This window comes from Gemmobacter sp. (assembly GCF_016792925.1).
Lineage (GTDB): Bacteria > Pseudomonadota > Alphaproteobacteria > Rhodobacterales > Rhodobacteraceae > Gemmobacter.
The window spans coordinates 1-24,976 of sequence record NZ_JAEULU010000013.1 but is presented as its reverse complement, the minus strand read 5'-3'; the positions used below and the strand labels follow the sequence as shown (position 1 = coordinate 24,976).

The 24,976-nt window shown below is 66.3% G+C and carries 22 protein-coding genes and 1 pseudogene; 9 read left to right on the top strand and 14 right to left on the bottom strand.

What is annotated here, in order from left to right:
- The 5 genes and pseudogenes from JNN06_RS00565 to JNN06_RS00545 all read right to left on the bottom strand — a co-directional run.
- Positions 1-1,416 (bottom strand): aldehyde dehydrogenase (locus JNN06_RS00565; RefSeq protein ID WP_366812278.1); only part of this gene is annotated, 1,416 nt, incomplete at its 3' end.
- Entirely contained in the window at positions 1,413-2,087 is a 675-nt protein-coding gene (locus tag JNN06_RS00560; RefSeq protein WP_291237652.1) for a DUF1028 domain-containing protein, read from the bottom strand. The genes JNN06_RS00560 and JNN06_RS00565, both read right to left, overlap by 4 nt.
- Positions 2,088-2,254: 167 nt before the next feature.
- On the bottom strand, positions 2,255-2,671 hold the full coding sequence (locus JNN06_RS00555; protein WP_291237651.1) for a RidA family protein: 417 nt from the start codon (positions 2,669-2,671) through the stop codon (positions 2,255-2,257).
- A 12-nt stretch (positions 2,672-2,683) separates the two neighbouring features.
- A pseudogene (locus JNN06_RS00550) lies at positions 2,684-3,937 on the bottom strand (NAD(P)/FAD-dependent oxidoreductase).
- Between the two features lie 22 nt (positions 3,938-3,959).
- A complete protein-coding gene (locus JNN06_RS00545) occupies positions 3,960-5,093 on the bottom strand; it encodes an SRPBCC family protein (protein WP_291237650.1) in 1,134 nt (377 codons plus the stop codon).
- 318 nt (positions 5,094-5,411) lie between these two features.
- Between JNN06_RS00545 and JNN06_RS00540 the strand changes: the two genes are divergently transcribed.
- From JNN06_RS00540 to JNN06_RS00530, 3 genes are all read left to right on the top strand, one after another.
- Entirely contained in the window at positions 5,412-6,065 is a 654-nt protein-coding gene (locus tag JNN06_RS00540; RefSeq protein ID WP_291237649.1) for a methyltransferase domain-containing protein, read from the top strand.
- A 116-nt stretch (positions 6,066-6,181) separates the two neighbouring features.
- Positions 6,182-7,618, top strand: a complete 1,437-nt coding sequence (locus JNN06_RS00535; protein WP_291237648.1) for a TolC family outer membrane protein — start codon at positions 6,182-6,184, stop codon at positions 7,616-7,618.
- Between the two features lie 187 nt (positions 7,619-7,805).
- Positions 7,806-8,639, top strand: a complete 834-nt coding sequence (locus tag JNN06_RS00530; RefSeq protein ID WP_291237647.1) for a hypothetical protein — start codon at positions 7,806-7,808, stop codon at positions 8,637-8,639.
- Between the two features lie 111 nt (positions 8,640-8,750).
- Here JNN06_RS00530 and JNN06_RS00525 read toward each other — a convergent pair whose 3' ends face one another.
- The 3 genes from JNN06_RS00525 to JNN06_RS00515 form a co-directional block, all read right to left on the bottom strand.
- Positions 8,751-9,074, bottom strand: coding sequence for a DUF6280 family protein (locus JNN06_RS00525; RefSeq protein ID WP_291237646.1), 324 nt, complete (start codon positions 9,072-9,074; stop codon positions 8,751-8,753).
- A 312-nt stretch (positions 9,075-9,386) separates the two neighbouring features.
- Positions 9,387-10,121 (bottom strand): folate-binding protein, encoded by a 735-nt coding sequence (locus tag JNN06_RS00520; RefSeq protein ID WP_291237645.1) that lies wholly within the window; start codon positions 10,119-10,121, stop codon positions 9,387-9,389.
- Positions 10,122-10,123: 2 nt separating this feature from the next.
- Complete coding sequence (locus JNN06_RS00515) at positions 10,124-11,878, bottom strand: ABC transporter ATP-binding protein (protein ID WP_291237644.1); 1,755 nt, start codon at positions 11,876-11,878, stop codon at positions 10,124-10,126.
- A 245-nt stretch (positions 11,879-12,123) separates the two neighbouring features.
- On the opposite strand from JNN06_RS00515, the gene JNN06_RS00510 reads away from it, so the two are divergent.
- Both JNN06_RS00510 and JNN06_RS00505 read left to right on the top strand, forming a co-directional pair.
- A complete protein-coding gene (locus tag JNN06_RS00510; RefSeq protein WP_291237643.1) occupies positions 12,124-13,341 on the top strand; it encodes an aminotransferase class V-fold PLP-dependent enzyme in 1,218 nt (405 codons plus the stop codon).
- Positions 13,338-13,844, top strand: a complete 507-nt coding sequence (locus JNN06_RS00505) for a GNAT family N-acetyltransferase (RefSeq protein WP_291237642.1) — start codon at positions 13,338-13,340, stop codon at positions 13,842-13,844. Before JNN06_RS00510 ends, JNN06_RS00505 begins: the two co-directional genes overlap by 4 nt.
- Here the strand turns inward: JNN06_RS00505 and JNN06_RS00500 are convergent.
- Complete coding sequence (locus JNN06_RS00500; RefSeq protein ID WP_291237641.1) at positions 13,804-14,175, bottom strand: DUF305 domain-containing protein; 372 nt, start codon at positions 14,173-14,175, stop codon at positions 13,804-13,806. The genes JNN06_RS00505 and JNN06_RS00500 overlap by 41 nt on opposite strands.
- 216 nt (positions 14,176-14,391) lie before the next feature.
- Here JNN06_RS00500 and JNN06_RS00495 point away from each other — a divergent pair, with 216 nt between their 5' ends.
- A complete protein-coding gene (locus tag JNN06_RS00495; protein WP_291237640.1) occupies positions 14,392-15,165 on the top strand; it encodes a gamma-glutamyl-gamma-aminobutyrate hydrolase family protein in 774 nt (257 codons plus the stop codon).
- 106 nt (positions 15,166-15,271) lie between these two features.
- Here the strand turns inward: JNN06_RS00495 and JNN06_RS00490 are convergent, their stop codons facing one another.
- The 3 genes from JNN06_RS00490 to kynU all read right to left on the bottom strand — a co-directional run bounded on the left by JNN06_RS00490 (position 15,272) and on the right by kynU (position 18,696).
- Positions 15,272-16,372: a L,D-transpeptidase gene (locus tag JNN06_RS00490; protein ID WP_291237639.1), complete on the bottom strand. Its 1,101-nt coding sequence runs from the start codon at positions 16,370-16,372 to the stop codon at positions 15,272-15,274.
- A 106-nt stretch (positions 16,373-16,478) separates the two neighbouring features.
- Entirely contained in the window at positions 16,479-17,315 is an 837-nt protein-coding gene (kynA, locus tag JNN06_RS00485) for a tryptophan 2,3-dioxygenase (protein WP_291237638.1), read from the bottom strand.
- A 184-nt stretch (positions 17,316-17,499) separates the two neighbouring features.
- On the bottom strand, positions 17,500-18,696 hold the full coding sequence (gene kynU / locus JNN06_RS00480) for a kynureninase (RefSeq protein WP_291237637.1): 1,197 nt from the start codon (positions 18,694-18,696) through the stop codon (positions 17,500-17,502).
- Positions 18,697-19,136: 440 nt separating this feature from the next.
- Here kynU and JNN06_RS00475 point away from each other — a divergent pair, with 440 nt between their 5' ends.
- From JNN06_RS00475 to JNN06_RS00465, 3 genes are all read left to right on the top strand, one after another.
- Complete coding sequence (locus tag JNN06_RS00475; RefSeq protein ID WP_291237636.1) at positions 19,137-20,726, top strand: Re/Si-specific NAD(P)(+) transhydrogenase subunit alpha; 1,590 nt, start codon at positions 19,137-19,139, stop codon at positions 20,724-20,726.
- A gap of 15 nt (positions 20,727-20,741) precedes the next feature.
- Positions 20,742-22,202 carry an NAD(P)(+) transhydrogenase (Re/Si-specific) subunit beta gene (locus JNN06_RS00470; protein ID WP_291237635.1) on the top strand — a complete coding sequence of 487 codons (1,461 nt, stop codon included), beginning with the start codon at positions 20,742-20,744 and terminating at the stop codon, positions 22,200-22,202.
- 180 nt (positions 22,203-22,382) lie between these two features.
- Positions 22,383-23,672, top strand: coding sequence for a DUF3422 family protein (locus tag JNN06_RS00465; protein WP_291237634.1), 1,290 nt, complete (start codon positions 22,383-22,385; stop codon positions 23,670-23,672).
- A gap of 173 nt (positions 23,673-23,845) precedes the next feature.
- Here the strand turns inward: JNN06_RS00465 and JNN06_RS00460 are convergent, their stop codons facing one another.
- The gene (locus JNN06_RS00460) at positions 23,846-24,775 is read right to left on the bottom strand and encodes an ABC transporter permease (RefSeq protein WP_291237633.1); all 930 of its coding nucleotides are present in this window, start codon (positions 24,773-24,775) and stop codon (positions 23,846-23,848) included.
- The coding region (locus JNN06_RS00455; RefSeq protein WP_291237632.1) for an ABC transporter permease subunit at positions 24,768-24,976 on the bottom strand (209 nt) is incomplete at its 5' end. The genes JNN06_RS00460 and JNN06_RS00455, both read right to left, overlap by 8 nt.

Here is a 24,976-nt window from a genome sequence, read left to right as displayed (position 1 = left end):
GAAGCCTGATTGCTTCATGCCGCCAAAGGGCGTCATGGCCGACAGCGCATCGACCGTATTCACCGATACCGTGCCGGCGAACAGCCGGTCCGAGACCGCCATGGCGCGGCCGAGGTCGCGGGTCCAGACCGAAGCGGCCAGGCCATAGGGGGAATCATTCGCCATGGCGATGGCCTCCGCCTCGGTCTCGAAACTCTGGATCGCCAGCACCGGGCCAAAGATTTCCTCGCGGGCGATCCGGGCCTCGGGGGGCACATCGGCAAAGATGGTCGGCTGCACGAAGGCGCCTGCGCCATTCACCGTCACACGCTCGCCCCCCGCCACCAGCCGGGCCTGTTGCCGCCCCGAGGCGATGAAGCGCATCACGCTTTCGGCGTGTTTCTCATCCACCAGCGCGCCCATTTTCGAGGCCGGGTCCAGCGGATCACCCGGCTGCATCGCCTGCGCCCGCGCGACCATGCGGGCAATCATGTCTTCGGCAATGGATGCGTGAACCAGCATGCGGGAATTGGCCGAACAGACCTCGCCCTGATTGAAGAAGATGCCAAAGGCGGCCATATCGGCGGCTTGATCCAGATCGGCATCGGGGAAGATCAGGTTGGGGCTTTTGCCCCCGGTTTCCAGCCAGACCTGCTTCATGTTGCTGTCGCCGGCATAGCGCTGGAACAGCTTGCCCACGGTGGTGGAGCCGGTGAAGACAAGGCAATCCACATCCGGGTGGCGGCCAAGCGCCTGGCCTGCCTCCTCGCCCAAGCCCGGCACCACATTCAGCACCCCATCCGGCAAACCGGCCTCGGCGGCCAGTTCCGCCAGCCGCAGCGCCGAAAGCGGCGATTGCTCGGCCGGTTTCAGCACCACCGAATTGCCCATGGCCAATGCCGGGGCCAGCTTCCAAGTCGCCATATCCAGCGGGAAGTTCCACGGCACCACAGCCCCGATCACCCCCAAAGGCACCCGGCGCACCATGGCCAGATCGCGCCCGCCCGTGGGGGCAATCTCGTCATAAAGCTTGTCGATGGCCTCGGCATGCCATTGAAAGAAATGGGCCGAGCCGGGCGCGTCGATGGTGGCGGCGTCCTGCACCAGCTTGCCCATGTCGAGGCTGTCGAGCAGCGCCAGTTCCGGCACGTTGTCGCGGATGAGGGCGGCGAGGCGCAACAGCACCTCCTTGCGCTGGCCCGGCGTCTGGCGGCTCCAGCGGCCATCCTCGAAGGCGCGGCGGGCCGAGGCGACGGCGCGGTCAATATCCTCGGCCCCGCCACGCGCCACATCGGTCAGCACCCCGCCGGTGGCGGGGTTGAGGGTCTCGAACCGCGCGCCCGAGGCGGCGGGCTGGAAGCGGCCCTCCAGCCAGATCTGGTTGCGCAGGCGCAGGGCGGCGGCGCGGGCTTTCCATTCGGCATGGGTGAACATCATTCGTCTCCGGGAACGCCATAAGAGGGGGCTTTTGTCGGGTCATCGGCCCGTTGCAGATAAGCGGGCAGTTGCGGCTTGTAGACAGCCCAGGCCGCCGAGACGGCGGCGATGGGGCAGGCCTCGGTCCAGTCGCAGCGCAGATCGGCCTCGGGCCAGGGCCGCGCGCCCATGATCTGCATCCCCGCTGAATGCACCGGCCCGGCCTCGCCGCCCGCCAGCAATCCGGCTTGCAAGGCGGCCATCAGCCGGTCGCCCAGATCACCCGCCGCGCCCTCGAAGGCCGCCACCATGGCGGCGGGCACGCCGGTATCGGCCAAGAGATTGCCCCCCGCCGCGCAATCCACGCCCCGCGCCTCGGCCCAAAGACCCAAGACCTGCCGCCCGGAATGGATGGCAACGCCGCCCGTTCGATCCACCACCAGCAATTGCCGATAGTCGATATGGGCGCGGCCCGTGGTCACGGAAGCCAGGGCCTCTGCCGCCGAAAGCCCGCGCGCAAGCGCCTCCAGCACCAGCGGCCCAAGACCCGGATCGGTGACATTCTGGCTCGCCACGGCGCCAACGCCACTGCGCAGATGCACGCAACGCGCCGCCACGGCGGGAGAGGAGGAGGAAATCACCATGCCGAACCGCCCGGTTCGGGCACAGCGGGCGACGAGCGAGAATGTCATGCGGCGGTCCTTTGCGGAAAGGGCGAGGGGGGCTGTCTGCCCCCCATCTCCTGCGGAGATCCCCCCGAGGATATTTTTGAACAGAAAATGAACTCACCTTTTTTCCATTTTCTGTTCAAAAATATCCCACGGGGGTCCGGGGGTGTGAAACCCCCGGTCCTGTCAGGTCAATCGGGGATAACGGCGGTGGCGTCGATCTCCACCAGCCATTCGGGGCGGGCCAGCGCCACCACGGTCAGGCCGGTGCAGACCGGATGCACGCCTTTGATATATTCGCCCATGGTGCGATAGACCGCCTCGCGGTGGCGCACATCGGTGAGATACACCACCAGCTTCACCACATGCTCCATCTTGCCACCGGCCTCCTCGACCAGCTGGCGAATGTTCTGCATCACCTTATGGGTCTGCTCGACCGGGTCGTTGCCCTTGATATTCACCGCCGTATCAAGGTCTTGCGGGCATTGGCCGCGCATCCACAGCGTCGTGCCGCCGCGGGTGGCCACTGCCTGACACAGATCATTGTCCAGCCGCTGTTCGGGGTAGGTGTCCTTGGTGTTGAAAGGGCGATAGCGTTTGTGTTCCATTTTCGGTCTTTCTCATTCCGCCGCAGCGGGCGCGCGATAGGCAAGGTAGAGGCGTTGTTTGGCAATGTGATCAGCCACGAATTTCGCATCGTGCCAGACGCCCCAGATGAAGGACGATCCGCGCCGCGACTGGTAGGGCAGGCCGAGGAAATAGACGCCGGGCTCTGACGAGACGCCGCGCTGGTGGCGGGGTTTGCCGCTGGCATCCAGCGCATCCACCTTCAGCCAGCCGTAATCATGGGTGAACCCCGTGGCCCAGAGGATCGAGGTCACGCCCGCCTTCCGCAGGTTCAGGCTGTCCAGCGGTGTTGTTATGCAATCGGGCGCGGGCAGGATTGTGCGGGCCTCGGGGTCTTACGGCAAGTCGATCCCGTTGCGCGCGGCCCAGGCATCGGCCTCGTCCAGCAGCGCCAGCAGGTTGGCGTCGCCGCGCTCGATATTGCGGGCCAGATCGGGGGCAAAGCGCATCACGCCGCCCTCGAAGCCTTCGGTCCGGCCCACCAATGTCATGCCCCGCGCCGCCAGCTTGCGGAAATCGACCGTCTGGCCGCCATGGGCGCCGCTGACGGCGATGGTGGTATGTTCGGCCCCCTTCGGCGCATCGGCATCCCACAGGTTCAAGACGCCCAGCCACCACACGAAATCGCGGCCCCGGTAGCGGCGCGGCGGGCGGTCATGCGGCCCAACCGAGAGATAGACCTTGCGCCCGGCCTCCATCAGCTCTTCGGCGATCTGGGCGCCGGAAGACCCAGCCCCCACCACCAGCACCGCCCCTTCGGGCAGCTGATCGGGGTTGCGATAGCTGTTGGAGTGCAGCTGCATCAGCCCCGCGCTTTCCGGCACCAGCGCCGGGATCACCGGCACCTGAAAGGCGCCGGTGGCCGCGATCACATATTGCGCCTCGACCGGGCCTTGCGAGGTTTCCACCCGGAACCCGCCGCCCGCGCGCCGGGTGACCGAGGTGACCGAGACGCCGCAGCGGATGGGGGCCTGAAACCGATCAGCATAGGCCACAAAGTAATCGGCCACGCCTTCCTTGCCGACAAAGGCCTCCGGGTCGCCCGGAAATTCCATGTTCGGGAAGCGGTCATGCCAGGCCGGGCCATTGGCCACCAGGCTGTCCCAGCGGCAGGAGCGCCAGCGCTCCGCGATGCGCCCCTGTTCCAGCACCAGATGCGGCACGCCCGCGCGGGTCAGGTGTTCGCTCATGGCAACACCGGCCTGACCGGCGCCGACCACGAGGGCCTCGGTTCTTTCGATCGTCATTGCGGTATCCTTGTCAGAAGCCTCAGGCCGGGATGCGGCGGGCAAGGTATTGGGCAAACTCAAAATTCGGGCGCTCCAGATGGCTGAGCGGGCCGGGCACCGCCATGCCCGCGCAAAGCCCGAGATAGACCTTTTCGGTGCAGCCCTTGTCCTCGGCATTCACATCCGCCAGCAGGGCGCGGACGGAGGCCAGATGCGCCTCGGCCTCCGGATCGGCCAGCCAGTCCTCCGACATGCCGCCGCCATAGAGGACATTCACATGGCCCGGCCCGTCGGGGGTGAGCGAGAGATACCAGAAGTAACCCGGCGTCACGGTGATGAGCAGAGAGGGATAGATCGCCAGCAGCCAGGTCTTGCGCCGGTCATCGCCGGTGAGCGTGGTGTTCGTGGGATGCGCCAGCGCCAGCGGCACGGAGTCGTTCTTCAGGATCCAGTGATAGTTGAAGCCCGCGCCGCCTTCCGGGCAGACCATTTCCTCCAGCCGCGAGGCGCCGCCGATGGTGCCGGAATGGCACATCGGCAGGTGGTAGCTTTCCATGAAATTCTCGGCCAGCACCTTCCAGTTGGTCGCCCAGCGGAAGGTCTCGCGATAGGTTTCGCGGTAGCGGGTCATGTCGAAGGGCGCGATGAGGTCGGTGACCTCGCGCAGGCTTTCGACGGGGGCGGGGGCATCGGTGTTCAGCGACACCATGATCCAGCCCTGCCAGACCTCGCAGCGAATTTGCGGCAGGCCAAGCGCCTCCTTGCAGAAGCTGCCGTTCAGCGTCATCGCGGGCGCGCCGCGCAGGCTGCCGTCAAGGTTATAGGTCCAGGCATGATAGGGGCAGGTGATGGCCCGCACCGAGCCACGCCCCTGCAACAGCGTCGACATCCGGTGGCGGCACACATTCGACATCGCGCGCAGCTGGCCGTCGCGGTCGCGCAGCACGATGACCGGCTCGCCCGCAATTTCCAGCGTCAGGTAATCGCCGGGTTGGGCCAGCGCCTCGGCCCGGCCCGCGCAGATCCAGTCCTGCGCGAAGACGTGTTTTTGCTCCAGCGCCAGAAAGGCCTCGGAGGTATAGACCGATTTGGGCATGGCGAAGGCCTGTTCAAACGGCACCGCCACATTGGCGTGCAATTCGGCGGCGGGGCTGATCGGGTCATGCAGGGTCATGGCGGCCTCCGGCGGGTGTCGGGATGGGGGGGCAAGGTCAACGGGCAAAGCTCTGGCGTGCAGGTCCAGAGGTTCAGACTGCCGCGAACAGGCTTAGGGCGAAAGCAGGAGGTTTTTCCGCTTTGCTTAGGTTCAGCCTAAGCTGACAGCGCGGCGGCCAGAAACCGGCCGGGCAGGGCGCCGGGCCTTGGCCGAGGGGGCAATGTCACAGCCGCGTGAACTGTCGTCGGGCCATGCCGCAGGCGCGAAGCCAAGGTTGCCCATGCGGGGTTTCTGTGGCATGACACTTTTGACAGAAACCAGACTGACGAGTTCAGCATGACCGATTTCGCCGCCCGCCGCACCATGATGGTCGATACTCAGGTCCGCCCCTCGGACGTGACGAAATACACCATCATTGACGCCATGCTCTCGATCCCGCGCGAGGCCTATGTGCCAAGCGCCAAGCGCGAGGCCGCCTATGTGGGCGAGCATGTGGCGCTGGCGCCGGGCCGCGTGGTGCTGGACCCGCGCACGCTGGCCAAGCTGCTGGATGCGCTGGACATCCAGCCCGTCGAGGCGGTGCTGGATCTGGGCTGCGGCCTGGGCTATTCGACCGCGGTGATCGCGCGCATGGCCGAGGCGGTGGTCGCGGTCGAGGAAGATGCAGCCCTGGCCGCCGAGGCTCAGGCCACGTTGTCGGAACAGGGCGTGGACAATGCCGCCGTGATCTCGGGCAAGCTGGCCGAGGGCGCGGCCAAGGCCGGCCCCTATGACGTGATCGTGCTGCAAGGCGCTGCCGAACAGGTGCCCGAAGCCGTTCTGGCCCAGCTGAAAGAGGGCGGGCGCATCGGCGCCATCTTCATGGAGGGCGCGCTTGGCGTGGCCCGGATCGGCTACAAGATTGACGGTGTGGTCACCTGGCGGCAGGCCTTCAACGCCTCGGCGCCGGTGCTGCCGGGCTTTGCGACCCATCGCGCTTTTGCATTGTAAGAATTTTTGGCCCGATGCGACGGAACCGCACCGGGCCAACGTATCACAACGGGCGCCGTGACGCCCGACGGGCCTGACCTCGAGACGGGGCTGGCGAGGCAGAACAGGAGCCGGGCATGATCGGGTTGAAGCGGAAACTTGTGGCGGGTGTCGCCGCAGCGGTGCTGACATTTGCCACCCCCCTGTCGGCGGCCTGGGCCGAAAGCCTTGGCGATGCGCTGGTGGCGGCCTATCGCAACTCTCACCTGCTGGACCAAAACCGCGCCCTGCTGGCGGCGGCGGATGAAGATGTGGCACAGGCGGTTTCGGCCCTGCGCCCGGTCATCACTTTCGCGGCCAATTACAACAAGACCCGCACCTTGCCCGATGCGCCATCGCCGTCGCTGGTGGATGGCGAGATCGTGTTCAACCGTGCCACCAGCTTCCGCGAAGTGGCGACGATTGATCTGGCGGTGCAGCTGACCCTGCTGGATTTCGGCCGCACCCGCGCCGGGATCGACATCGCGAAGGAAAGCGTTCTGGCCACGCGGGCCGCGCTGATCGGGGTCGAACAGGACGTGTTGCTGACGGCGGTGCAGGCCTATGTGAATGTGCGCCTCTCGCTGGAAATCCTGAACCTGCGCCAGAATTATGTGAATGTGATCGGCGAGGAATTGCGCGCGACGCAGGACCGCTTTGATGTGGGCGAGGTGACGCGCACCGACGTTTCGCTGGCCGAGGCGACCCTGGCCGAAGCCCGCGCGGCGCTGGCCGCCGCCGAGGGCGATGTGCGGGTGGCGCGCGAAAGCTACAAGGCCGCCGTGGGTGCCTATCCGGGCAAGCTCTCGGCCTTGCCCAAGGCACCGCGCCTGCCCGGCAGTGTCGAGGCGGCCTTGAGCGTGGCCCGCCGCACCCATCCCGACATGATCCGCCAGCAGCATCTGGTGAAAGTGGCCGATCTGAATATCGAACTGGCCAATGCCAATATGCGGCCCAGCGTCACGGCGCGCGCCACGGCAAGCCTGAGCGGCGGGGCCGGGGCCAGCAATGACTTTGACAGCCAGAGCATCGGCGTGACCGCGAGCCAGACGCTTTATGCCGGTGGCCGCCTGTCGTCACAGCTGCGGCAGGCGCAGATGCAGCGCGAGGCGCAGCGCGCTTCGCTGCATCAGACCGCCGTGCTGCTGGAGCAGAACCTCGGCACGGCCTGGGCGCAGCTGGATGTCTCTGCCGCGCAAATCTCGGCCAATGCCCGCCAGATCGAGGCGGCGCAGGTCGCCTTCCAGGGCCTGCGCGAGGAAGCCAAGCTGGGCGCCCGCACCACGCTGGAGGTGCTGGATGCCGAGCAGGACGTGCTGGATGCCCGCGCCGCCAAGGTGCAATCCGAGGCGCAGCGCTACTTTTACGTATATCAGGTGCTGGCCTCGATGGGGCAGTTGACGGTCAAGGATCTGAACCTTGGCATCCCGACCTATGATGTGACGGGCTATTACAACCTGGCCAAGGATGCGCCCACGGTCAGCTTTCAGGGCGAAAGCCTTGACCGCGTGTTGAAGGCGCTTGGCAAGGAATAAACCGCCAGCGCAGATCAACCTTGACGGGCGGGCTTGGCGGGCAACGCCTTGCCCTGACACAGGAATTGTTTACCAGATCAGCGCCTCCGCCTTGCACGGCGGGGGCGCTGTCGTTACTCTGGCAACAAAGGTGACGAGGTTCCGGGGTGACTCCGGTCCTTTCGGCATGGTTGACGAGGCCCCCGGTATGACTGACCCCATGACTTCTGTGGAGATCGAGGATGTGTTGTCCTCCATCCGGCGGCTGGTTTCGGAAGATCTGCGCCCCGGCAGCGCAGCGGCGGCCAGACCTGCCGCGCCGCAAGCCGTGGCCCGGCCTGTCGCGGCGCCGGTGCCGGTGCCCGAACCGGGCAAGCTGCTGCTGACCCCGGCCCTGCGCGTGGTGCCCAGCGAAGACCCGCTGCCAGAGCTGGATGCCGACCCCATCCCCGAGGCCCCGTTCATCGAGGTGCCCGCCTCGGACGATGCCGGGCGCGGGGCGGTGGTGGCGCGGATCGGTGCGCAGGTCAGCGATGACTGGGATGCCGAGCTGGAGCCGACCGGTGAAAGCTGGCCCGCCGCCACATGGGAGCCGGAGCTTGTCGAGGTCGATCTGGAGGCTGTCGAGGAGGCAGAGGTTCTGGAAGTGACCTCGGTCGAGGAGGCGCGGCTGGAGGAGGCATGGCGCGATGGCGCCTGGCCCGATGCCCAGCCCGCCGCGCGGGAGGAAGACCCCGCCGACCTGTTTCACGCCGGGGATGAGGGGCAGGAGGGGGCGGTTTCGGCCCTGGCCGATCTGGCCGAGGCTGCCGTGCTGGCGGAAATCGAGGCGGCGGATTCGGCGGCTGCCATGGCCGCCGCTGCCGATCTGTTCGCGCCGCAGGATGCCGAGGAATTTGACGAAGAGGCCCTGCGCGAAGTCGTGCGCGACATCATCCGCGAGGAGCTGCAGGGCGCCCTGGGCGAGCGGATCACGCGCAATGTGCGCAAACTGGTTCGGGCCGAGATCAACCGCGCGCTGGCCAGCCGCGAATTGTCGTGATCTGCGCGGCAGGCTTCACACAACGCATGAAGATCGCCGGTTAATCCATTGAACTGAAACGCAAAAACGCGCCAGGGCGGCGCGCTTTTCATTAGACTGTGCCCTGCCGGATCAGGCCGCTTCGGCTTCCATTTCGGCGGCATGGCGGCGCTCGCTTTCCTCGCGCGACAGCGCAACCGAGGTGCGCACGCCCTTGGAAACGAATTCCATCAGCCCCTTCACCACGCGCTCGTTCGGGTCGATCCCGGCGCAAGACAACACTTCGCGGCCATCGCGCGAACGCGCCCAGCGGGCGATCTGATCAGGACCATTGCCGTATTTCTTGTCATCCGCGATGGCATCATCCAGCGCAGCCAGAACGACAGCGGCAAACAGCTTGCGGGCGCGTTGGCCCTGCTCGTAGTTGAACGCGGTGCTGTCGATGAAATCGGCCATTTCGTCTTCCTGTTCTTGCTCTTCGTGTTCCGGCGCTCGCGGAATATGACCTTTTCACGACGATTCGGTATTCCGGCTTTTGCATAGTTGCTATGCGTTTTGCGCATCACTTGCTGAAAGCTCTACCGTATTTAGTCTGGTCAAGGCGCGGCAGCCAACGACATATAGGGGACGCTTTCGACCGATCAAGGTTTTACCAAGAATTTGCCGCATTTCAGGACGGTTCACTTTCGCGCGATCCGTTGACAATCACCGCAAAATCGCTTCGGCCCCGGTGCCGCAGGCAATTTTTCGACGAAAAATTGCGGGCGATCAGGCCCGGCGCAGGGTTGCGGCGCCCGCCGTCAGCACCCCCTCCATCCGGTCAAAGCGCATATGGGCCAGCGCCATGCCACCCGATTGGGTGAACAGCGTGCCGGCCTCGCGCCCGTCGGCCATCAGGATGGGGCTGCCCACCGGGGCCTGCCCGGAAATCTGCAAGCGGACCAAGCCCTTGCGAGCCTCGGTCTTGTGCTTCATCCGGGCGGTCACCTCTTGCCCGACATAACAGCCCTTGCGGAAATCGACCCCGTTCAGCCGCTCGAACCCGGCTTCCAGAATATAGGTTTCATCCGGGATCAGCTCGATACCGCTTTCGGGGATCAGCTCGGCCACGCGGATCGCGTCCCAATCCACTGCCGCCTCGGGGCCGGGCACCCCATAGTGGCGCCAGCCAAGCGCCGGATGCCGGGGATCGGGCAGGGCGCCCTCGGGCGCAGGCCCCAATCCACGGCTGACCGCGCTTGCAGAGGGAGTGATCTGCACCTGCGCGCGCAGCTTGTACATGTTCAGCCGTTTCAGCACGCTATCGGCCTGCGCTTCTGCCAGATCAAGCAGCAGCTCTGCGCCGCTATTCACCACAAAGAAATCCGCCAGATATTTGCCCTGCGGCGTCAGCAGCGCGGCATAGACGATCCCCGGATCGCGCAGCCGCAGCACATCATTCGTCACCAAGCCTTGCAGGAAGGGCAGGGCATCCGGGCCAGAAAGGGTGACAAGGCGGCGCATGGTCATTCCTTGAATTGCAGACGGTAAAGATCGGCATAATGCCCGCCGATTTCAAGCAGTTGCGCATGGGTGCCCTGTTCGACGACCCGACCGTGATCCAGCACCACGATCTTGTCAGCCTCGCGCACCGTGGCCAGCCTGTGCGCGATCACCAGGGTGGTGCGCCCTGCGCCCAGCCGGTTCAGCGCCTCGGCCACCACCGCCTCCGAGGCCGCATCCAGCGCCGAGGTCGCCTCGTCGAGCAGCAGGACCGGCGCGCCCGCCACCAGGGCCCGCGCAATGGCGATGCGCTGGCGTTGCCCGCCCGACAGGGCAGAGCCGCGCGGACCGGCGGGCGTCTCCAGCCCGGCGGGCAACTGGCGCAGGAAATCGCTGACATGGGCGGCATCCAGCGCCGCCGAAAGTGTATCGGCCTGTACAGTTTGGCCCAGGGTCACATTCTCGCGCAGGGTCTCGTCGAACAGCATGGCATCCTGCGAGACGCTGGCGAATTGCCCGCGCAGATCGGGCAAAGACAGCGCCTCAATCGGCACGCCGCCCAGGGTGATCTTGCCCGCAGAGGGCTCCACCATCCCGGTCAGCAACTGGAAGACCGTCGATTTGCCCGCCCCCGACGCGCCGACCAGCGCGGTCATCTGGCCCGCCTCGGCGGTGAAGCTCAAGCCGTTCAGCACCGGCAGGCTGTCATAGGCGAAATGCACATCCTCCAGCACGATGGCCGGGGCGCCGGGCGCCACCTTCGCCGAACCGGCCAGCAGGCGCGGCGGCGGGGCGGTGTCGAACAGGCGGAAGATGCGCTCCAGCGAGGCAGAGGCGATCTGCCAGATGCCCGCCTGATCGCCCAGGCGGCGGATCGGCTGGAAGGTCAGCGCCATGGCGGTGAAAAAGGCCATGAACTCGCCGGTCGTGCGGCTGCCCTCGGCGATCTCGCGCCCGCCCAGCATCAGCACGGTGAAAAAGCCGATGCCGGTGATCACGTCGATCAGCGCCGGGATGGTGGCGCGGCCGGTCACGGTGCGGACCTCCGCGCGCACGATCTCGCCCACGATGCGGCGGAAACGGTCGGTCTGATAGGCCTCCATCCGGTTCAGCTTGATCGCCTGAATCCCGTGAAAGATCTCGTCCAGCCGGGTGGTGCGCAGGCCCGCCTTGTGGCGCATCTGCAAGGTCTTGCGGCGGATATAGCGCTGGATCAGCACGGCAGGCGCCACCAGCAGCGGCGCGCCCACCAGGGCTGCCAGCGTCCAATGCACATCAATCGACAGCGCCACCGCAAACAGCGAGACCAGCGCGATCATGTCCCGCCCGACCCCGGTGATCAGCGAGGTCCAGACCCCCTGCACCGCCGCCGTGTCGCCCACCACCCGCTCCATCAGCGCGCCGGGCGGGTTTTCCTGAAAAAACCGGGTTTCCAGTGTCAGCACATGCGCCAGCAGATCGACCTGCATCGCCGTCGACGAGCGCTGCGCGATCGAGGTGAGCAAGGTCTTGGAGGCGACCGAGGTGATGGCGCGGATCAGGAACAGGCCAAAAATCGCCGCCCCCACCAAGGGCAGGGCGGCGCTGCCACCGGGGGCGAACACCTTGTCGAACAGCGGCTCCAGCAGCCAGGACAGGGCGCCCAGCGTCGAGCCTTCGATCACCATCAGCCCGAAGGCCCCCGCCATCGGCAACCGATGCGGCCGCAGATAGCCACTCCACAACCGCGCAAACAGGCGGCGCGAGGTATAGCGCGGATCGGTGGGGGCTTTGGGCACGGGCAGGCTCCGGGTCATGTGACCCCGACAGGCATAGCGCGGCACGCGGGGGGCAGCAAGCCGCGCTCCCGCCAGCGCACTTCTTCTGCTTTTTCTGTTCAAAAATATCCTCGGGGGGCGGCCCGCAAGGGCCGTGGGGGGCAGACAGCCCCCCGGCGACAGCGGCCACACGCGGCCGGTTTCGGGGGCTGGACCTCGCGCAGGGCCGGGCGTAGCCTCCGGCCATCGCACAGGAGATTGCCGTTATGCCGCTTGCCCATGGTCGCCCCTATCTTGCCATTCCCGGCCCCTCGGTCATGCCGGACCGGGTGCTGGCGGCGATGCACCGGGCGGCGCCGAACATCTATGATGGCCCCTTGCCCGAGATGGTGGCCGGGCTTTGGCCCGATCTCAAGCGGCTGGCGGGGTGTTCGGGCCATGTCGGCATCTGGCTCGCCAATGGTCATGGCGCCTGGGAGGCGGCCAATTCCAACCTGTTCTCGCGCGGCGACAGGGCCTTGCTGCTATCCACCGGAAAGTTCGGTCTTGGGTGGTCGGAAAGCCTGAAACCGCTGGGCGTTCAGGTGGAAATGTTGGATTTTGGAAAGTCGGTGCCGGTTGACCTCAACCGGGTGGAGGCAGCGCTGCGCGCCGACAGGGCGCATGGGATCAAGGCGCTGCTGGTCAGCCATGTCGATACTTCCAGCGGGGTGAAGAACGACATTCCGGCCCTGCGCGCCCTGCTGGACACGCTGGGCCATCCGGCGCTTCTGGCGGTGGATGGCGTGGCCTCGATGGGCTGCGACGAGATGCGGATGGATGACTGGGGCGTCGATCTGATCGTGGGGGCCAGCCAGAAAGGGCTGATGGTGCCGCCGGGGCTTGGCTTCCTGTGGGTCTCCGACCGGGCTGTGACGCAGTGCCGGGGCAGCGATCTGCGCACGCCCTATTGGGATTGGGACAGCCGGTTTTCCGCGACCGAGTTCTGGCAGCATTGGTTCGGCACCGCGCCGACGCATCACCTGTTCGGGCTGCGCGAAAGCCTCGACATGATCTTCGAGGAAGGGCTGGAGGCGGTCTGGGCGCGGCATGGCGCATTGGCGCGGGCGGTCTGGGCGGCGTTTGACGCCTGGGGGGCGGGGCATCCCGAGATTGCGCTGAATGTCGCCGATCCGGCGCATCGCAGCCATGCGGTGACGGCGGCGCGGATCGGGCCCGCGCCCAATGCCACCCGGCTGCGCCACTGGACCGAGGCAAAGGCCGGGGTCACGCTGGGCATCGGGCTGGGCATGACCGGGCCCGGCGATCCGGCGGGCGACGCCTTTTTGCGCGTGGCGCATATGGGCCATGTGAACGCCCATATGACATTGGGCGCCCTCGCGGTGATGGAGGCCGGCATGCAGGCGCTGGAGATCCCGCATGGCGCCGGCGCGCTGGAGGCGGCGGCGGGCGCCGTCGCCCGCTTTGTGGCAGGTGCCGCATGATCTGGCGGGCCGAGGTTCACGATGTTGCCGCCGCCGAGGCCGTGCTGCGCGCGGCCTTCACGCCGTTCATTGCGGTGATCGGCCAGAAGCCTGCCCCCATGCGCGCCGATCTGGCGGCGGCCCAGGCGGCCGGGCAGCTTTGGGTGGCGGGTGCGGGCGAGGGCACGGGTGCGGGCTTGGGCACGGGCGCGGCTGTCACCGCGCTCATGGTCTGCTTTGCCCAAGGCGAGGAGCTGGAGCTGGACATCCTGGCCGTCGCGCCCGAAGCGCAGGGGCAGGGGCTTGGCGCCGCGCTGGAGGGTCATGCCGAAGCGCTGGCGCGGGCCAGCGGGTTGCGGGCCGTGACGCTTTATACCAATGCGGCCATGACCGGCGCGCAGCGGCTTTATGACCGGCTGGGCTTCCAGCTGGTCGAACGCCGCCAGCAAGACGGGTTCGACCGGCTGTTTTACCGCAAGGCGATCACTGGCGGTGCTTCGCTAGCCAGTCCTGCATCCAGCTGATCTCGGCCTCCTGCGCGGCGATCACCTTTTCGGCCAAGGCGCGGACCTCCGGGTCTTTGCCATGTTCCAGCACGATTCGCGCCATCGCCACCGCGCCCTGATGGTGCGGGATCATGCCTGCGATGAAATCCACATCGGCATCGCCGGTGAAAGGAATCGCCATGCCTGCATGCATGGCATCATTGGCCGCCTGATAGGCGGCGGTCGAGGGGCTGGCCGCTGCCGCAGCCCCCGGCATGGCATGGCCTGCATGCGCGTCGGGGGCGGTTTCGGCCAGGGCCGGAGCGGCGGCAAGGGCCGTGGCCAGAGCAAGGGCAAATCGGATCATCATGGGCCTCCTGTGATTTGACCTCAGGCTGCAAGATTCCCCCAAGGGGAAGGCAAGTCAAACCGCCGTGAGGAGAGGCGCGATTTTTCGTCGAAAAATCGGGGCCGCGCAGGGGTTCTGCGGCAGCGCACAAAAGGAAAGCGGTCTGTCCCCTTCAATCGCCCCATCGGTCAGGCTAGGTTGAGGCCAGAGCGGAGGCAGCCCGGAACGGAGGCGGCAATGACAGCGGTTTCTCGGCGGCCCGTGGTGGGCATTATCGGCAATACCGGCGTGATCGGTGACACCTATCCGGTGCATGCCGGGGGGCAGATGACCTCCGAGGCGGTGGCGGGCGTCGCGGGATGCGTGCCGGTGATCATCCCCTCTGATCCGCGTCTGGTGCAGGTACCTGAGCTTTTGGCGCTCTGCGACGGCTTTCTGCTGACCGGCGGGCGCCCGAATGTGCATCCCAGCGAATATGGCGAGGCCGAGACCCCGGCCCATGGCGCCTTTGATCGCGGCCGCGATGCGATCACCCTGCCGCTGATCCGCGCCTGTGTGGAGCGTGGCCAACCCTTCTTCGGCATTTGCCGGGGCTTTCAGGAGGTGAATGTCGCCATGGGCGGCTCGCTGCACCCGGAAATCCGCGATCTGCCGGGGCGGATGAACCATCGCATGCCGCCCGATGGCTCTCTGGAGGAGAAATTCGCGCTGCGCCATCCGGTGCGCTTCACCCCCGGTGGCCGCTTTGCCCGGCTGATGGGCGCCGAGGAGGTGGTGACCAATTCGCTGCACGGTCAGGGCATCAACCGCCCCGGCGCGCGCATCGTGATCGAGGGCTGGGCGCCGGATGGCACACCCGAAGCGATCCTCGTGCAGGACGCGCCGGGCTTCACGCTGTCGGTGCAATGGCACCCGGAATGGAATGCGGCGGGCGACCCGGTGTCGCGCCCCTTGTTCGAGGCTTTCGGCGCGGCTTGCCGCCATTGGGGCGGCGCGGCTTGCCGCGACTGAGGGGCATGCCGGTAAACTGGTCAGGCGGGCCATCAAGGCCCGGTGCGCAAAGAAAAAGGCGGCCCGATGGGCCGCCTTTGCTTTGTATCTGGTGCCGCTCTGATGATCAGGGGCAGGCCTTTTCCGGGGTCGGCACGCAGACGGGCGCCGGGGTTGCCGGGACAGGGGCGGGGGCCGGAGCCGGGGTCACCACAGCCGGGGCTGCGGGCGTGACGGCGGGTGCCGCCGGAACCACAGGGGCCGGAACCACAGGGGCCGGAGCCGCCGGAGCAGGCGTCACGGGCGCCGGGGCGACCGGGGCCGGGGTCATCACTGGCACCGGCGCCACCGCTGCCGGGCTGCCCACCGGGGCGCCGAGATTCGGCGGCGTCAGCGCCGGGGCGGTCATCGTCGGGAAGCCGGGCGCGGGCGCGTTGGTGGCAGCCGGTTTTGCTGCTGCGGGTTTCGGCGTCGCCTTCGGCTTGGCCTTTTTCACCGGCTGCGGCGGCGGCAGTTTCAGCGCGGTCGGGCGCGAGCCGTCGGCATTCAGCACCACAACCTTCACGCCATTCGGCACGCGGTCGTAAAGGTCCATCACATCCTGGTTGATCATGCGGAAACAGCCCGAGGAGGCATTGCGCCCGATCGAGTTCCATTCCGGCGTGCCATGGATGCGGAAGCCGTAATCCACGCCATTGGTGGTCAGATACAGCGCACGGGCGCCCAACGGATTGGTCGGACCGCCGGGCTGGCCATCCTTCCATTTCTCAAGCTCGGGCTTGCGGGCGATCATTTCCTTGGGCGGCGTCCAGGTCGGCCAGTGGCGGCGATTGGTGATCAGCGCCTCGCCCGCCCATTGGAAGCCGTCCTTGCCCACGGCGATGCCATAGCGCATGGCCTTGCCGGGGGCGGTGACCAGATGCAGCGTCTTTTGAGCCGGGTCAATGATGATGGTGCCGACCGGATCGGTCGAGGCAAAGGCCACCTCCTGCCGCTTGAATTGCGGCGGAATTTTCTCCTCGGGCACGGCGGGCACGGTGAAGCTGCCATCCTGACGGGCGGCATAGGCATTCACGAAATCCTCGGGCACGGGTTGCTTGACAACCGGCGCAGCCGGGGCGGCGGGTTCGGCCGGGGTCGCGGTGGCTTTGGGGTCGGTCGGCACGCAGGCAGACAGCGTGCCAACCAGCACGCTGCCCAGCATGAGGGCCATCACATTGCGCAGCATTTCAAACGTCTCCTGGCGAATCCTGTAGCGGTCCGCATCAATCTGCGTTCCCATATACTGATTCCCGGGATAGCCGAGAGGGCGCTTGCGGTCCACCGCGCAAAAATCAAAGAATTGTGCGCAACTGCCACAATTCCGGAAACAACTGCACCTCCAGCATGCGCTTGAGGTAATGAATGCCCGAAGTGCCGCCGGTGCCGCGCTTGAACCCGATGACCCGTTCCACGGTGGTCACGTGGTTGAAACGCCAGCGGCGGAAGTAATCCTCGAAATCCACCAGTTTCTCGGCCAGCTCATAGGCCTCCCAATGGGTCAGCGGGTCGCGATAAACCTCGGCCCAGACCGCCTGCACCCCCTCATGCACAGTCCAGGCGCTGCGCAGGTCGCGGGTCAGCACATCGGCGGGCACCGCCATGCCGCGCCGGGCAAGCCAGCGCAGCGCCTCGTCATATAGCGAGGGCCGGGCCAGTTCGGCCTCCAGCAGCGCGATGAGGTCGGGGCGGTGCGCATGGGGCGCCAGCAGTGCAAGGTTCCGGTTTCCCACGGCAAATTCGATCAGCCGATATTGCCAGGACTGAAAACCCGAGCTTTGGCCCAGGCCGTCACGGAAGGTGGTGTAATCGGCCGGGGTCATGGTGCGCAGCACGTCCCAGGCACTGTTGAGCTGTTCAAAGATGCGCGCAATCCGCGCCAGCATCTTGAAGGCCTCCCGCGGGCGGTCGGCGGCCAGGGCGATGCGCGCAGCATCCATCTCGTGCAGGGCAAGGCGCATCCACAGTTCCGAAGTCTGATGCTGGATGATGAACAGCATCTCGTCATGGGCGTCGGTCAGCGGGGTCTGCGCGCCCAGGATGCGGTCGATCTGAAGGTAGTCGCCATAGGACATGCGCCCGTCAAAGGACATTTGCGCCCCATCGGTGGCGGGGGTGTAAGTGGTGGTCATTGTTTCTCTCCGGTTGACAGTTGGGCGGCGGATCAGGCCGCAACCCGCCGGTTCAACACGGAAAGATTGCCGATGCGGCGCCACAGGCAGGCCCAGCCCGAAGGGCGGCACAGCGGCGGGCAGGATCTTTCGACGAAAGATCCTGTAACGATTTTTCGACGAAAAATCGGGTAGTCGGCTGGCATCAGGTCACGCGGGCCCGGGTTTTGTATTCGGGGCGGTCCCAAAGATCGCCTGCCATCACCTCGGCGATGATGGCCGCGGCCTTGTCCACATCCTCGCCGTTGATGAACAGGGGGGTGAAGCCAAAGCGCAGGATGTCGGGGGCGCGGAAATCACCCACAACCCCGCGTGCGATCAGCGCCTGCATGATGGCATAGCCCTCGGCGTGGCGGAAGCTGACCTGCGAGCCGCGCGCCGCATGGTCGCGCGGTGTGGCGAGGGTCAGGCTGGGGCAGGTGGCCTCGACGCCCGCGATGAACCGGTCGGTCAGCGCCAGCGAGGCCACACGGATGTCCGCCATCTCGACCTGATCCCAGATGTCGAGCGAGGCCTCCAGCGCCGCCAGCTGAATCACCGGCGGGGTGCCGACACGCATCCGCTCCACCCCCGCGCCGGGGCGATAGTCGAGGTCGAAGGCAAAGGGCGCCTCATGGCCCAGCCAGCCCGACAAGGCGGGGCGGGCGACCTCGGCATGGCGGGGGGCCACATAGATGAAGGCCGGGCCGCCGGGGCCGGAATTGAGGTATTTATAGGTGCAACCCACCGCGAAATCGGCGCCGCCCCGGGCGACCTCGACCGGCAGCGCGCCCGCCGAATGCGCCAGATCCCAGATCGTCAGCGCGCCGACCTCATGCGCCCGCGCGGTCAGCGCCGCCATGTCATGCCGCCGCCCGGTGCGATAATCGACCTCGGTGATCATCATCACCGCCACGGTTTCGTCCAGCGCGCCCAGCACCTCCTCGGGCGCCACGGTCTTCAGCTGATACTCCGGCCCCAGCGTGCGGCAGAGCCCCTGCGCGATGTAAAGATCAGAGGGAAAGTTGCCGCGATCCGACAGCACCACCTTGCGCGCCGGGTTCATCTCGAAACTGGAGGCCAGCGCCTGATAGACCTTGATCGACAGCGTGTCGCCCAGCACCACCGCGCCCGGCTCGGCCCCGATCAGCCGCCCCACGCGGTTGCCCAGACGGCTGGGCAGCTCCATCCAGCCGGCCTTGTTCCAGCCGGTGATCAGCATCTGCCCCCATTCCTCGGTCACGGTGCGGGCGACGCGGGCGGCGGCGGCGCGGGGCAGCGGCCCCAGCGAATTGCCGTCAAGATAGATCACCCCCTCGGGCAGATCGAACAGCGCGCGGGTGGCGGCGAAATCGGTGGTCATCAAACTCTCCTCCGGGCTGCGGGCCTGCCTGAACGAATGCCGGGGCCTGCCTGGGCCGCATTGGAACAGGCGCCGCGCCGGATGCCAAGGGCGAAAGCGAATGCAGTGGCGGGGCAGAAAAGCGGGCATCGGGCATTGCAAAGTTGCAAATCCCGGCGAAGATGCCTGCCGGATCGGAGGAACCGGGGCGATTGTGACGCAAGGGAAGCTGGATGAGCCGTTTTTGTCGGGCAAGCAGGGGCGCAAAGCGCTTTGACCTGCCTGCCCGGAGAGAATCGGCAAATCTGTCTCTGCGGTGCAGCAAAACGTCACGGCAATTTCGCATCTTGTGAAAACAAGGTTTTGTAATTTTCTTGCGCGACAAGTAAACAATCTTGCGCGCTCGGGGAACGAGTCGGGGAAGGCTGCGCCGCAAGGCGCCTCAGAACGGGAGGGACACCGTGAAAATCGGGGCACCGAGAGAGATATTCGAGGGTGAGAACCGGGTGGCATTGACGCCGGATTCGGCAGTGCAGCTGGGGAAGCTTGGGCACAGTTGTGTTGTGGAAAGCGGGGCTGGTGCGAAGGCCGGGTTTTCGGATGCGGCCTATGCGCAGGCGGGCGTCGAGGTTTTGGCTGATGCGGCGGCGGTGTTTGCGGCGGCGGATGTTGTGGTGAAGGTCCGCGGGCCGGAGCCTTCGGAAGTGGCGCAGCTGCGCCAGGGCCAGACGCTGATCAGCTTTTTCTGGCCCGCCCAGAATGCCGAGCTGCTGGAGCAGGCCCGGGAGCGGGGCGCCACCGTGGTCGCCATGGACATGGTGCCGCGCATCAGCCGGGCGCAGAAGATGGACGCGCTGTCCTCGATGGCGAACATCGCGGGTTATCGCGCGGTGATCGAGGCCGGGAACAACTTCGGCCGCTTCTTCACCGGCCAGGTGACCGCTGCGGGCAAGGTGCCGCCGGCGAAGGTGCTGATCGTGGGGGCGGGCGTGGCCGGTCTGGCGGCCATCGGCACCTCGACCAGCCTTGGCGCCATCACGCTGGCTTTCGATGTGCGGCCCGAAGTGGCCGAGCAGATCGAGAGCATGGGCGCCGAATTCGTCTATCTCGATTTCGCCGAGAACCAGACGGACGGTGCTGCCACGGGCGGTTATGCCGCCCCCTCCAGCCCGGAATTCCGCGAAGCGCAGCTGAAGAAATTCCGCGAACTCGCGCCCGAGGTCGATATCGTCATCACCACCGCCCTGATCCCCGGTCGGCCCGCGCCGAAGCTGTGGACCGAGGACATGGTTCAGATGATGAAGCCCGGCTCGGTCATCGTGGACCTTGCGGCCGAACGCGGCGGCAATTGCGACCTGACGGTGCCGGATCAGAAGATCGTCACGGAAAATGGTGTGACCATCGTGGGTTACACCGATTTCCCCAGCCGGATGGCGGCCCAGGCCTCGACGCTCTATGCCACCAATATCCGCCATATGCTGACCGATCTGACGCCGAAGAAAGACGGCGTGATTGATCACAACATGGAAGATGACGTGATCCGGGGGGCCACGGTCACCAAGGACAGCGCGATCACCTATCCGCCGCCGCCGCCCAAGGTGCAGGCCATTGCCGCGCAAAAGCCGAAGGAAAAGGCGCGTGAGCTGACCCCGGAGGAGCGCCGCGCGCAGGAGGTCGCCGCCTTCCGCAAGCAGACCACCCAACAGGTCGGGCTGCTGGCCATCGGCACGGCACTGCTGCTGCTGGTGGGGTCGGTCGCGCCGGCCTCGTTCATGGCGCATTTCGTGGTCTTCGTGCTGGCCTGCTTTGTCGGCTTCCAGGTGATCTGGAACGTGTCGCATTCGCTGCACACGCCGCTGATGGCGGTGACCAATGCGGTGTCGGGGATCATCATCCTCGGCTCGCTGTTGCAGATCGGCGCGGGCGGCACCGGGCTCGGGGGCCTTGTGATCGTGGTGCTGTCGACCCTGTCGATCCTGATCGCCAGCATCAACATCGTCGGCGGCTTCCTTGTGACACGGCGCATGCTCGCCATGTTCCAGAAGTCGTAAGGGGGGGCGGATCACATGGATTACGCACTGATTTCCGCGGCTTATATCGCCGCAGCCATTCTGTTCATCCTCTGCCTTGGCGGCTTGTCCGGGCAGGAAAGCGCCAAGCGCGCGGTCTGGTATGGCATTGCGGGCATGGCGATGGCCGTGTTTGCCACCGTGCTGGGCGAGGGCGTGGGCTATTACCCGCTGATCGGCATAGCCATCGTGGCGGGCTCGGTTCTGGGCTGGTATCTGGCCAAGACGGTCGAGATGACCTCAATGCCGCAGCTGGTGGCGGCGCTGCACAGCTTTGTGGGCCTGGCGGCCGTCTTCATCGGCATCAACACCCATATCGTGCTGGGCCAGGTCTGGCCGATCATCGAGGTGCATGACGCCACCGGCAGCCTGCCGCCCGATTACGCAACCCTGACCGGCTTTGCCGCCATCGTCGCCCACAAGACCCTGACCGAAGTGGCGATCCTGAAGGTGGAAACCTTCCTCGGCGTCTTCATCGGCGCGGTGACCTTCACCGGCTCGGTCATTGCCTTTGGCAAGCTGGCGGGCAAGGTGGATGGCAAGGCCAAGAAACTGCCGGGCGGGCATGCGCTGAATGCGGTGGCGGCGGCGGCCTCGCTGCTGCTGCTGGTGCTGTATATGAATGGCGCGGGCATGTGGGCGCTGCTCTTGATGACGCTGTTTGCGCTGTTCATCGGCTATCACCTGATCATGGGCATCGGCGGCGCCGATATGCCGGTGGTGGTCTCGATGCTGAACAGCTATTCCGGCTGGGCGGCCTCGGCCATCGGCTTCAGCCTGGGCAATGACCTCTTGATCGTCACCGGCGCGCTGGTGGGCAGCTCGGGGGCGATCCTCAGCTATATCATGTGCAAGGCGATGAACCGCAGCTTCGTGTCGGTGATCCTTGGCGGCTTCGGCGGCACCACCGGCCCGGCGATGGAAGTGACCGGCGAGCAGATCGCCATCGACGCCGAAGGCGTGGCGGCGGCGCTGAACGATGCCGACAGCGTCATCATCATCCCGGGTTACGGCATGGCGGTGGCACAGGCGCAGCAATCGGTCAGCGAACTGACCCGCAAGCTGCGCGCCAAGGGCAAGAAGGTGCGCTTCGCCATTCACCCGGTGGCGGGCCGCCTGCCGGGGCACATGAACGTGCTGCTGGCCGAGGCCAAGGTGCCTTACGACATCGTGCTGGAGATGGACGAGATCAACGAGGACTTCCCCGAAACGGATGTCGCCATCGTCATCGGCTCGAATGACATCGTGAACCCGGCCGCGCAGGAAGACCCCAACAGCCCCATCGCCGGCATGCCGGTGCTGGAATGCTGGAAGGCCAAACAGGTCTTCGTGTCGAAACGCGGCCAGGGCACCGGCTATTCCGGCATCGAGAACCCCCTGTTCTACAAGGAAAACACCCGCATGTTCTATGGCGACGCCAAGAAAAGCCTCGACGCACTGCTGCCCATGATCGAGTGAACCCGTCCGATTTTTCGTCGAAAAATCGTGTGGAAAGCCTGCAAGGCCCCGGGAGACCGGGGCCTTTGCTTTTGTTGCACAAAAGCAAGTATTCCCTTGTATACGCGCAATGCCCTGATTTCTAAGGGGCAATCCGGGCACAGCCCGCTAGTCTCGCCCGAAAGAGCCGGAACAAGACTGATGCCCAACGACCACCTGCCCGACCACCCCCTGCGCTATGCGCTGGTCAATGAACTGCATGCCCGCCCCTTTCCGGTGCTGCGCGCGCCCTGCATGGCGGCCTATGTCGCCATCAAGGAGCCCGTCTCGGCGCATAACCGCGACCGGGGCGCCGACCGGGCGCATCTGCTGAACCTGCTGGACCGGCACGGCTCGGCCCATCCCCAGCCGGGGGCCACCCATTTCTCCGGCCCCATCGGGCGGGCCGAGCTGAAATGGGAGAGCCATACCGAGTTCGTGACCTATTCCGCCTTCACCCCCGGCCTTTCCGCCCGGCCCTTTGACCCGTTCGAGGCCGAGGTGTTCCCGGCAGATTGGGTGGCGCAGGCCCCGGGCAAGCGGCTTGTCTCCGTGCTGATCCGGGTGGAGCAAATGCCCGCGACCCGCGCCGAAGCCCTGGCGCGGCTGGATGAGTGGTTCGTGGCCGAAAGCCTCGCGCTGTCCGAGGTGGTGGACGGTGCGGCGATCATCGCCGGGGATTTCCGCATTGATGCCGGTGGCCATATGCGCTTTGCGGTCTTCGTCCGCGAAGGCGTGGGCGAGCGGCGCATCGGTCGCATCGTGCAGCGGCTCTGCGAGGTGGAAACCTATCGCGCCACAGCCATGCTGGGCCTCAGCCGCGCCCGCGACCTCTCCACCCGGCTGAACGCGCTGGACCCGAGGCTTTCGGCCCTTGTGGCGGCGCTGGATACCCGCGACCGCTCGCCCGAGGCGCTGCTGGAAGACCTGCTCGACATCTCCGCCGAGCTGGAGGCGCTTTCGGCCCGCTTCACCTTCCGCTTTGGCGCCACGGCGGCCTATGAGGCCATCGTGAACCAGCGGGTCAGCGTGATGCGCGAGGAGCGGATCGACGGCCGCCAGACCTTTGGCGAATTCATGATGCGCCGGTTCGACCCGGCGATGCGCACGGTGAAATCCACCGAGGCCCGGCTGAAAGCCATGACCGAACGCGCTGCCCGCGCCGCCGAGCTGCTGCGCACCCGCGTGGATGTGGAGCGCAGCGCGCAGAACCAGCGCCTGCTGGAAAGCATGGACCGCCGCGCCGATCTGGCCCTGCGCCTGCAACATACCGTCGAGGGGCTTTCGGTGGTGGCGATCAGCTATTATGCGGTCAGCCTCGCCGCCTATGCGGCCTATCCGCTGGGCAAGGCGGTTGGGCTTTCCAAGGAAATGCTCACCGCGACCCTGGTTTTGCCGGTGATCGCCGGGGTCTGGCTGATGGTGCGCCGCATCAAACAGGCGATGCACTGAGCCTTTGGCCGGGCAGGGGGGCTGTCTGCCCCCCACGCGCGCGATGCGCGCTCCCCCCGAGGATATTTGTGAACAGAAAAAGCAAAAGAACGGCTCTGCGCTTTTTATGTCTGAAAATATCCCGCGGGGGAGGCTCTGAAAGAGCCGGGGGGCGCGAAGCCCCCCCTGCGACCTCACCGCCCGCGCACACGCGGGTCGAGCGCATCGCGCAGCCCGTCACCGATATAGTTCACACACAGCACTGTCAGCGAGATGGCGACGCCGGGCCAGACCACGCGGTCGGGATAGGTGCGCATGGCATCCACGCCATCGAACAGCAGGCGGCCCCAGGTCGGGAAATCTGGCGGGAAGCCGAGGCCGAGGAAGCTCAGCACGCTTTCGGTGATGATGGCCGAGGCGATGCCCAGCGTGGCGGCCACCAGCACGGGCGACAGCACATTGGGCAGGATGTGGCGCAGGATGATGCGCAGCGACGGCGTGCCGATGGAGCGCGCGGCCAGCACGAATTCGCGCTCTTTCAACGCCAGCACCTCGCCGCGCACGATGCGGGCGGCGTGCATCCAGCTTGTGACGCCGATCGCCAGCACGATCAGCAGGAAGGTGCCAAGGCTGGGCCCCAGCACCGCTGCCGCCGCGTCGCGGAACAGGAACATCATGACCAGCAGCAGGGGCAACAGCGGCAGTGCCAGGAACATGTCGGTCAGCCGCATCAACAGCCCGTCCACGCGGCGGAAATAACCGGCCAGCACGCCCACGGTGGTGCCGATGAAGATGGCCACCAGCATGGCCACGGTGGCCACGGCCAGCGAGATCTTGCCGCCGAACATCAGCCGGGCCAGCATGTCGCGGCCCAGCTGGTCGGTGCCCAGCGGGTGATCCCAGGTCGGGCCCTTGTTGCGCAGCCGGATCATCTTGACCGGATCGCTTTCGATGAAGTTCGGGTCGATCCGCCACAGCAGCGGGCCGATGAACACGAAGGCCGCAATCAGCCCGAGCAGCACCAGTGCCACCATGGCGCCCTTGTGGTGGCGGAACTGATCCCAGACATCGCGCCATTGGCTGCGCGGGCGTTCGATCTTCACGGTGGTCGTCGTATCAGTCATAGCGGATCCGCGGGTCGAGGATGCCATACAGAATGTCGGCAATCAGGTTGAACAGCACGATCAGCACCGCGAAGATGAAGGTGATGGTCTGGATCACCGGCAGGTCGGAGACATGGATCGCCCCGATCAGTGCCGCGCCAATGCCGTTGATCTTGAAGATCTGCTCGGTCACGATGGCGCCGCCAAAGACCGTGGGCAGAC

Bases quoted from the DNA above. Each gene is read 5' to 3' on its own strand.
- JNN06_RS00555 (WP_291237651.1), bottom strand. From the start codon at position 2,671: ATGGAACACAAACGCTATCGCCCTTTCAACACCAAGGACACCTACCCC.
- JNN06_RS00465 (WP_291237634.1), top strand. From the start codon at position 22,383: ATGCCCAACGACCACCTGCCCGACCACCCCCTGCGCTATGCGCTGGTC.
- JNN06_RS00505 (WP_291237642.1), top strand. From the start codon at position 13,338: ATGATCTGGCGGGCCGAGGTTCACGATGTTGCCGCCGCCGAGGCCGTG.
- JNN06_RS00520 (WP_291237645.1), bottom strand. From the start codon at position 10,121: ATGCGCCGCCTTGTCACCCTTTCTGGCCCGGATGCCCTGCCCTTCCTG.
- JNN06_RS00545 (WP_291237650.1), bottom strand. From the start codon at position 5,093: ATGACCCTGCATGACCCGATCAGCCCCGCCGCCGAATTGCACGCCAAT.
- JNN06_RS00460 (WP_291237633.1), bottom strand. From the start codon at position 24,775: ATGACTGATACGACGACCACCGTGAAGATCGAACGCCCGCGCAGCCAA.
- JNN06_RS00470 (WP_291237635.1), top strand. From the start codon at position 20,742: ATGGATTACGCACTGATTTCCGCGGCTTATATCGCCGCAGCCATTCTG.
- JNN06_RS00530 (WP_291237647.1), top strand. From the start codon at position 7,806: ATGACTGACCCCATGACTTCTGTGGAGATCGAGGATGTGTTGTCCTCC.
- JNN06_RS00560 (WP_291237652.1), bottom strand. From the start codon at position 2,087: ATGACATTCTCGCTCGTCGCCCGCTGTGCCCGAACCGGGCGGTTCGGC.
- JNN06_RS00540 (WP_291237649.1), top strand. From the start codon at position 5,412: ATGACCGATTTCGCCGCCCGCCGCACCATGATGGTCGATACTCAGGTC.
- JNN06_RS00525 (WP_291237646.1), bottom strand. From the start codon at position 9,074: ATGGCCGATTTCATCGACAGCACCGCGTTCAACTACGAGCAGGGCCAA.
- kynA (WP_291237638.1), bottom strand. From the start codon at position 17,315: ATGACCACCACTTACACCCCCGCCACCGATGGGGCGCAAATGTCCTTT.
- JNN06_RS00490 (WP_291237639.1), bottom strand. From the start codon at position 16,372: ATGCTGCGCAATGTGATGGCCCTCATGCTGGGCAGCGTGCTGGTTGGC.
- kynU (WP_291237637.1), bottom strand. From the start codon at position 18,696: ATGACCACCGATTTCGCCGCCACCCGCGCGCTGTTCGATCTGCCCGAG.
- JNN06_RS00500 (WP_291237641.1), bottom strand. From the start codon at position 14,175: ATGATGATCCGATTTGCCCTTGCTCTGGCCACGGCCCTTGCCGCCGCT.
- JNN06_RS00510 (WP_291237643.1), top strand. From the start codon at position 12,124: ATGCCGCTTGCCCATGGTCGCCCCTATCTTGCCATTCCCGGCCCCTCG.
- JNN06_RS00535 (WP_291237648.1), top strand. From the start codon at position 6,182: ATGATCGGGTTGAAGCGGAAACTTGTGGCGGGTGTCGCCGCAGCGGTG.
- JNN06_RS00495 (WP_291237640.1), top strand. From the start codon at position 14,392: ATGACAGCGGTTTCTCGGCGGCCCGTGGTGGGCATTATCGGCAATACC.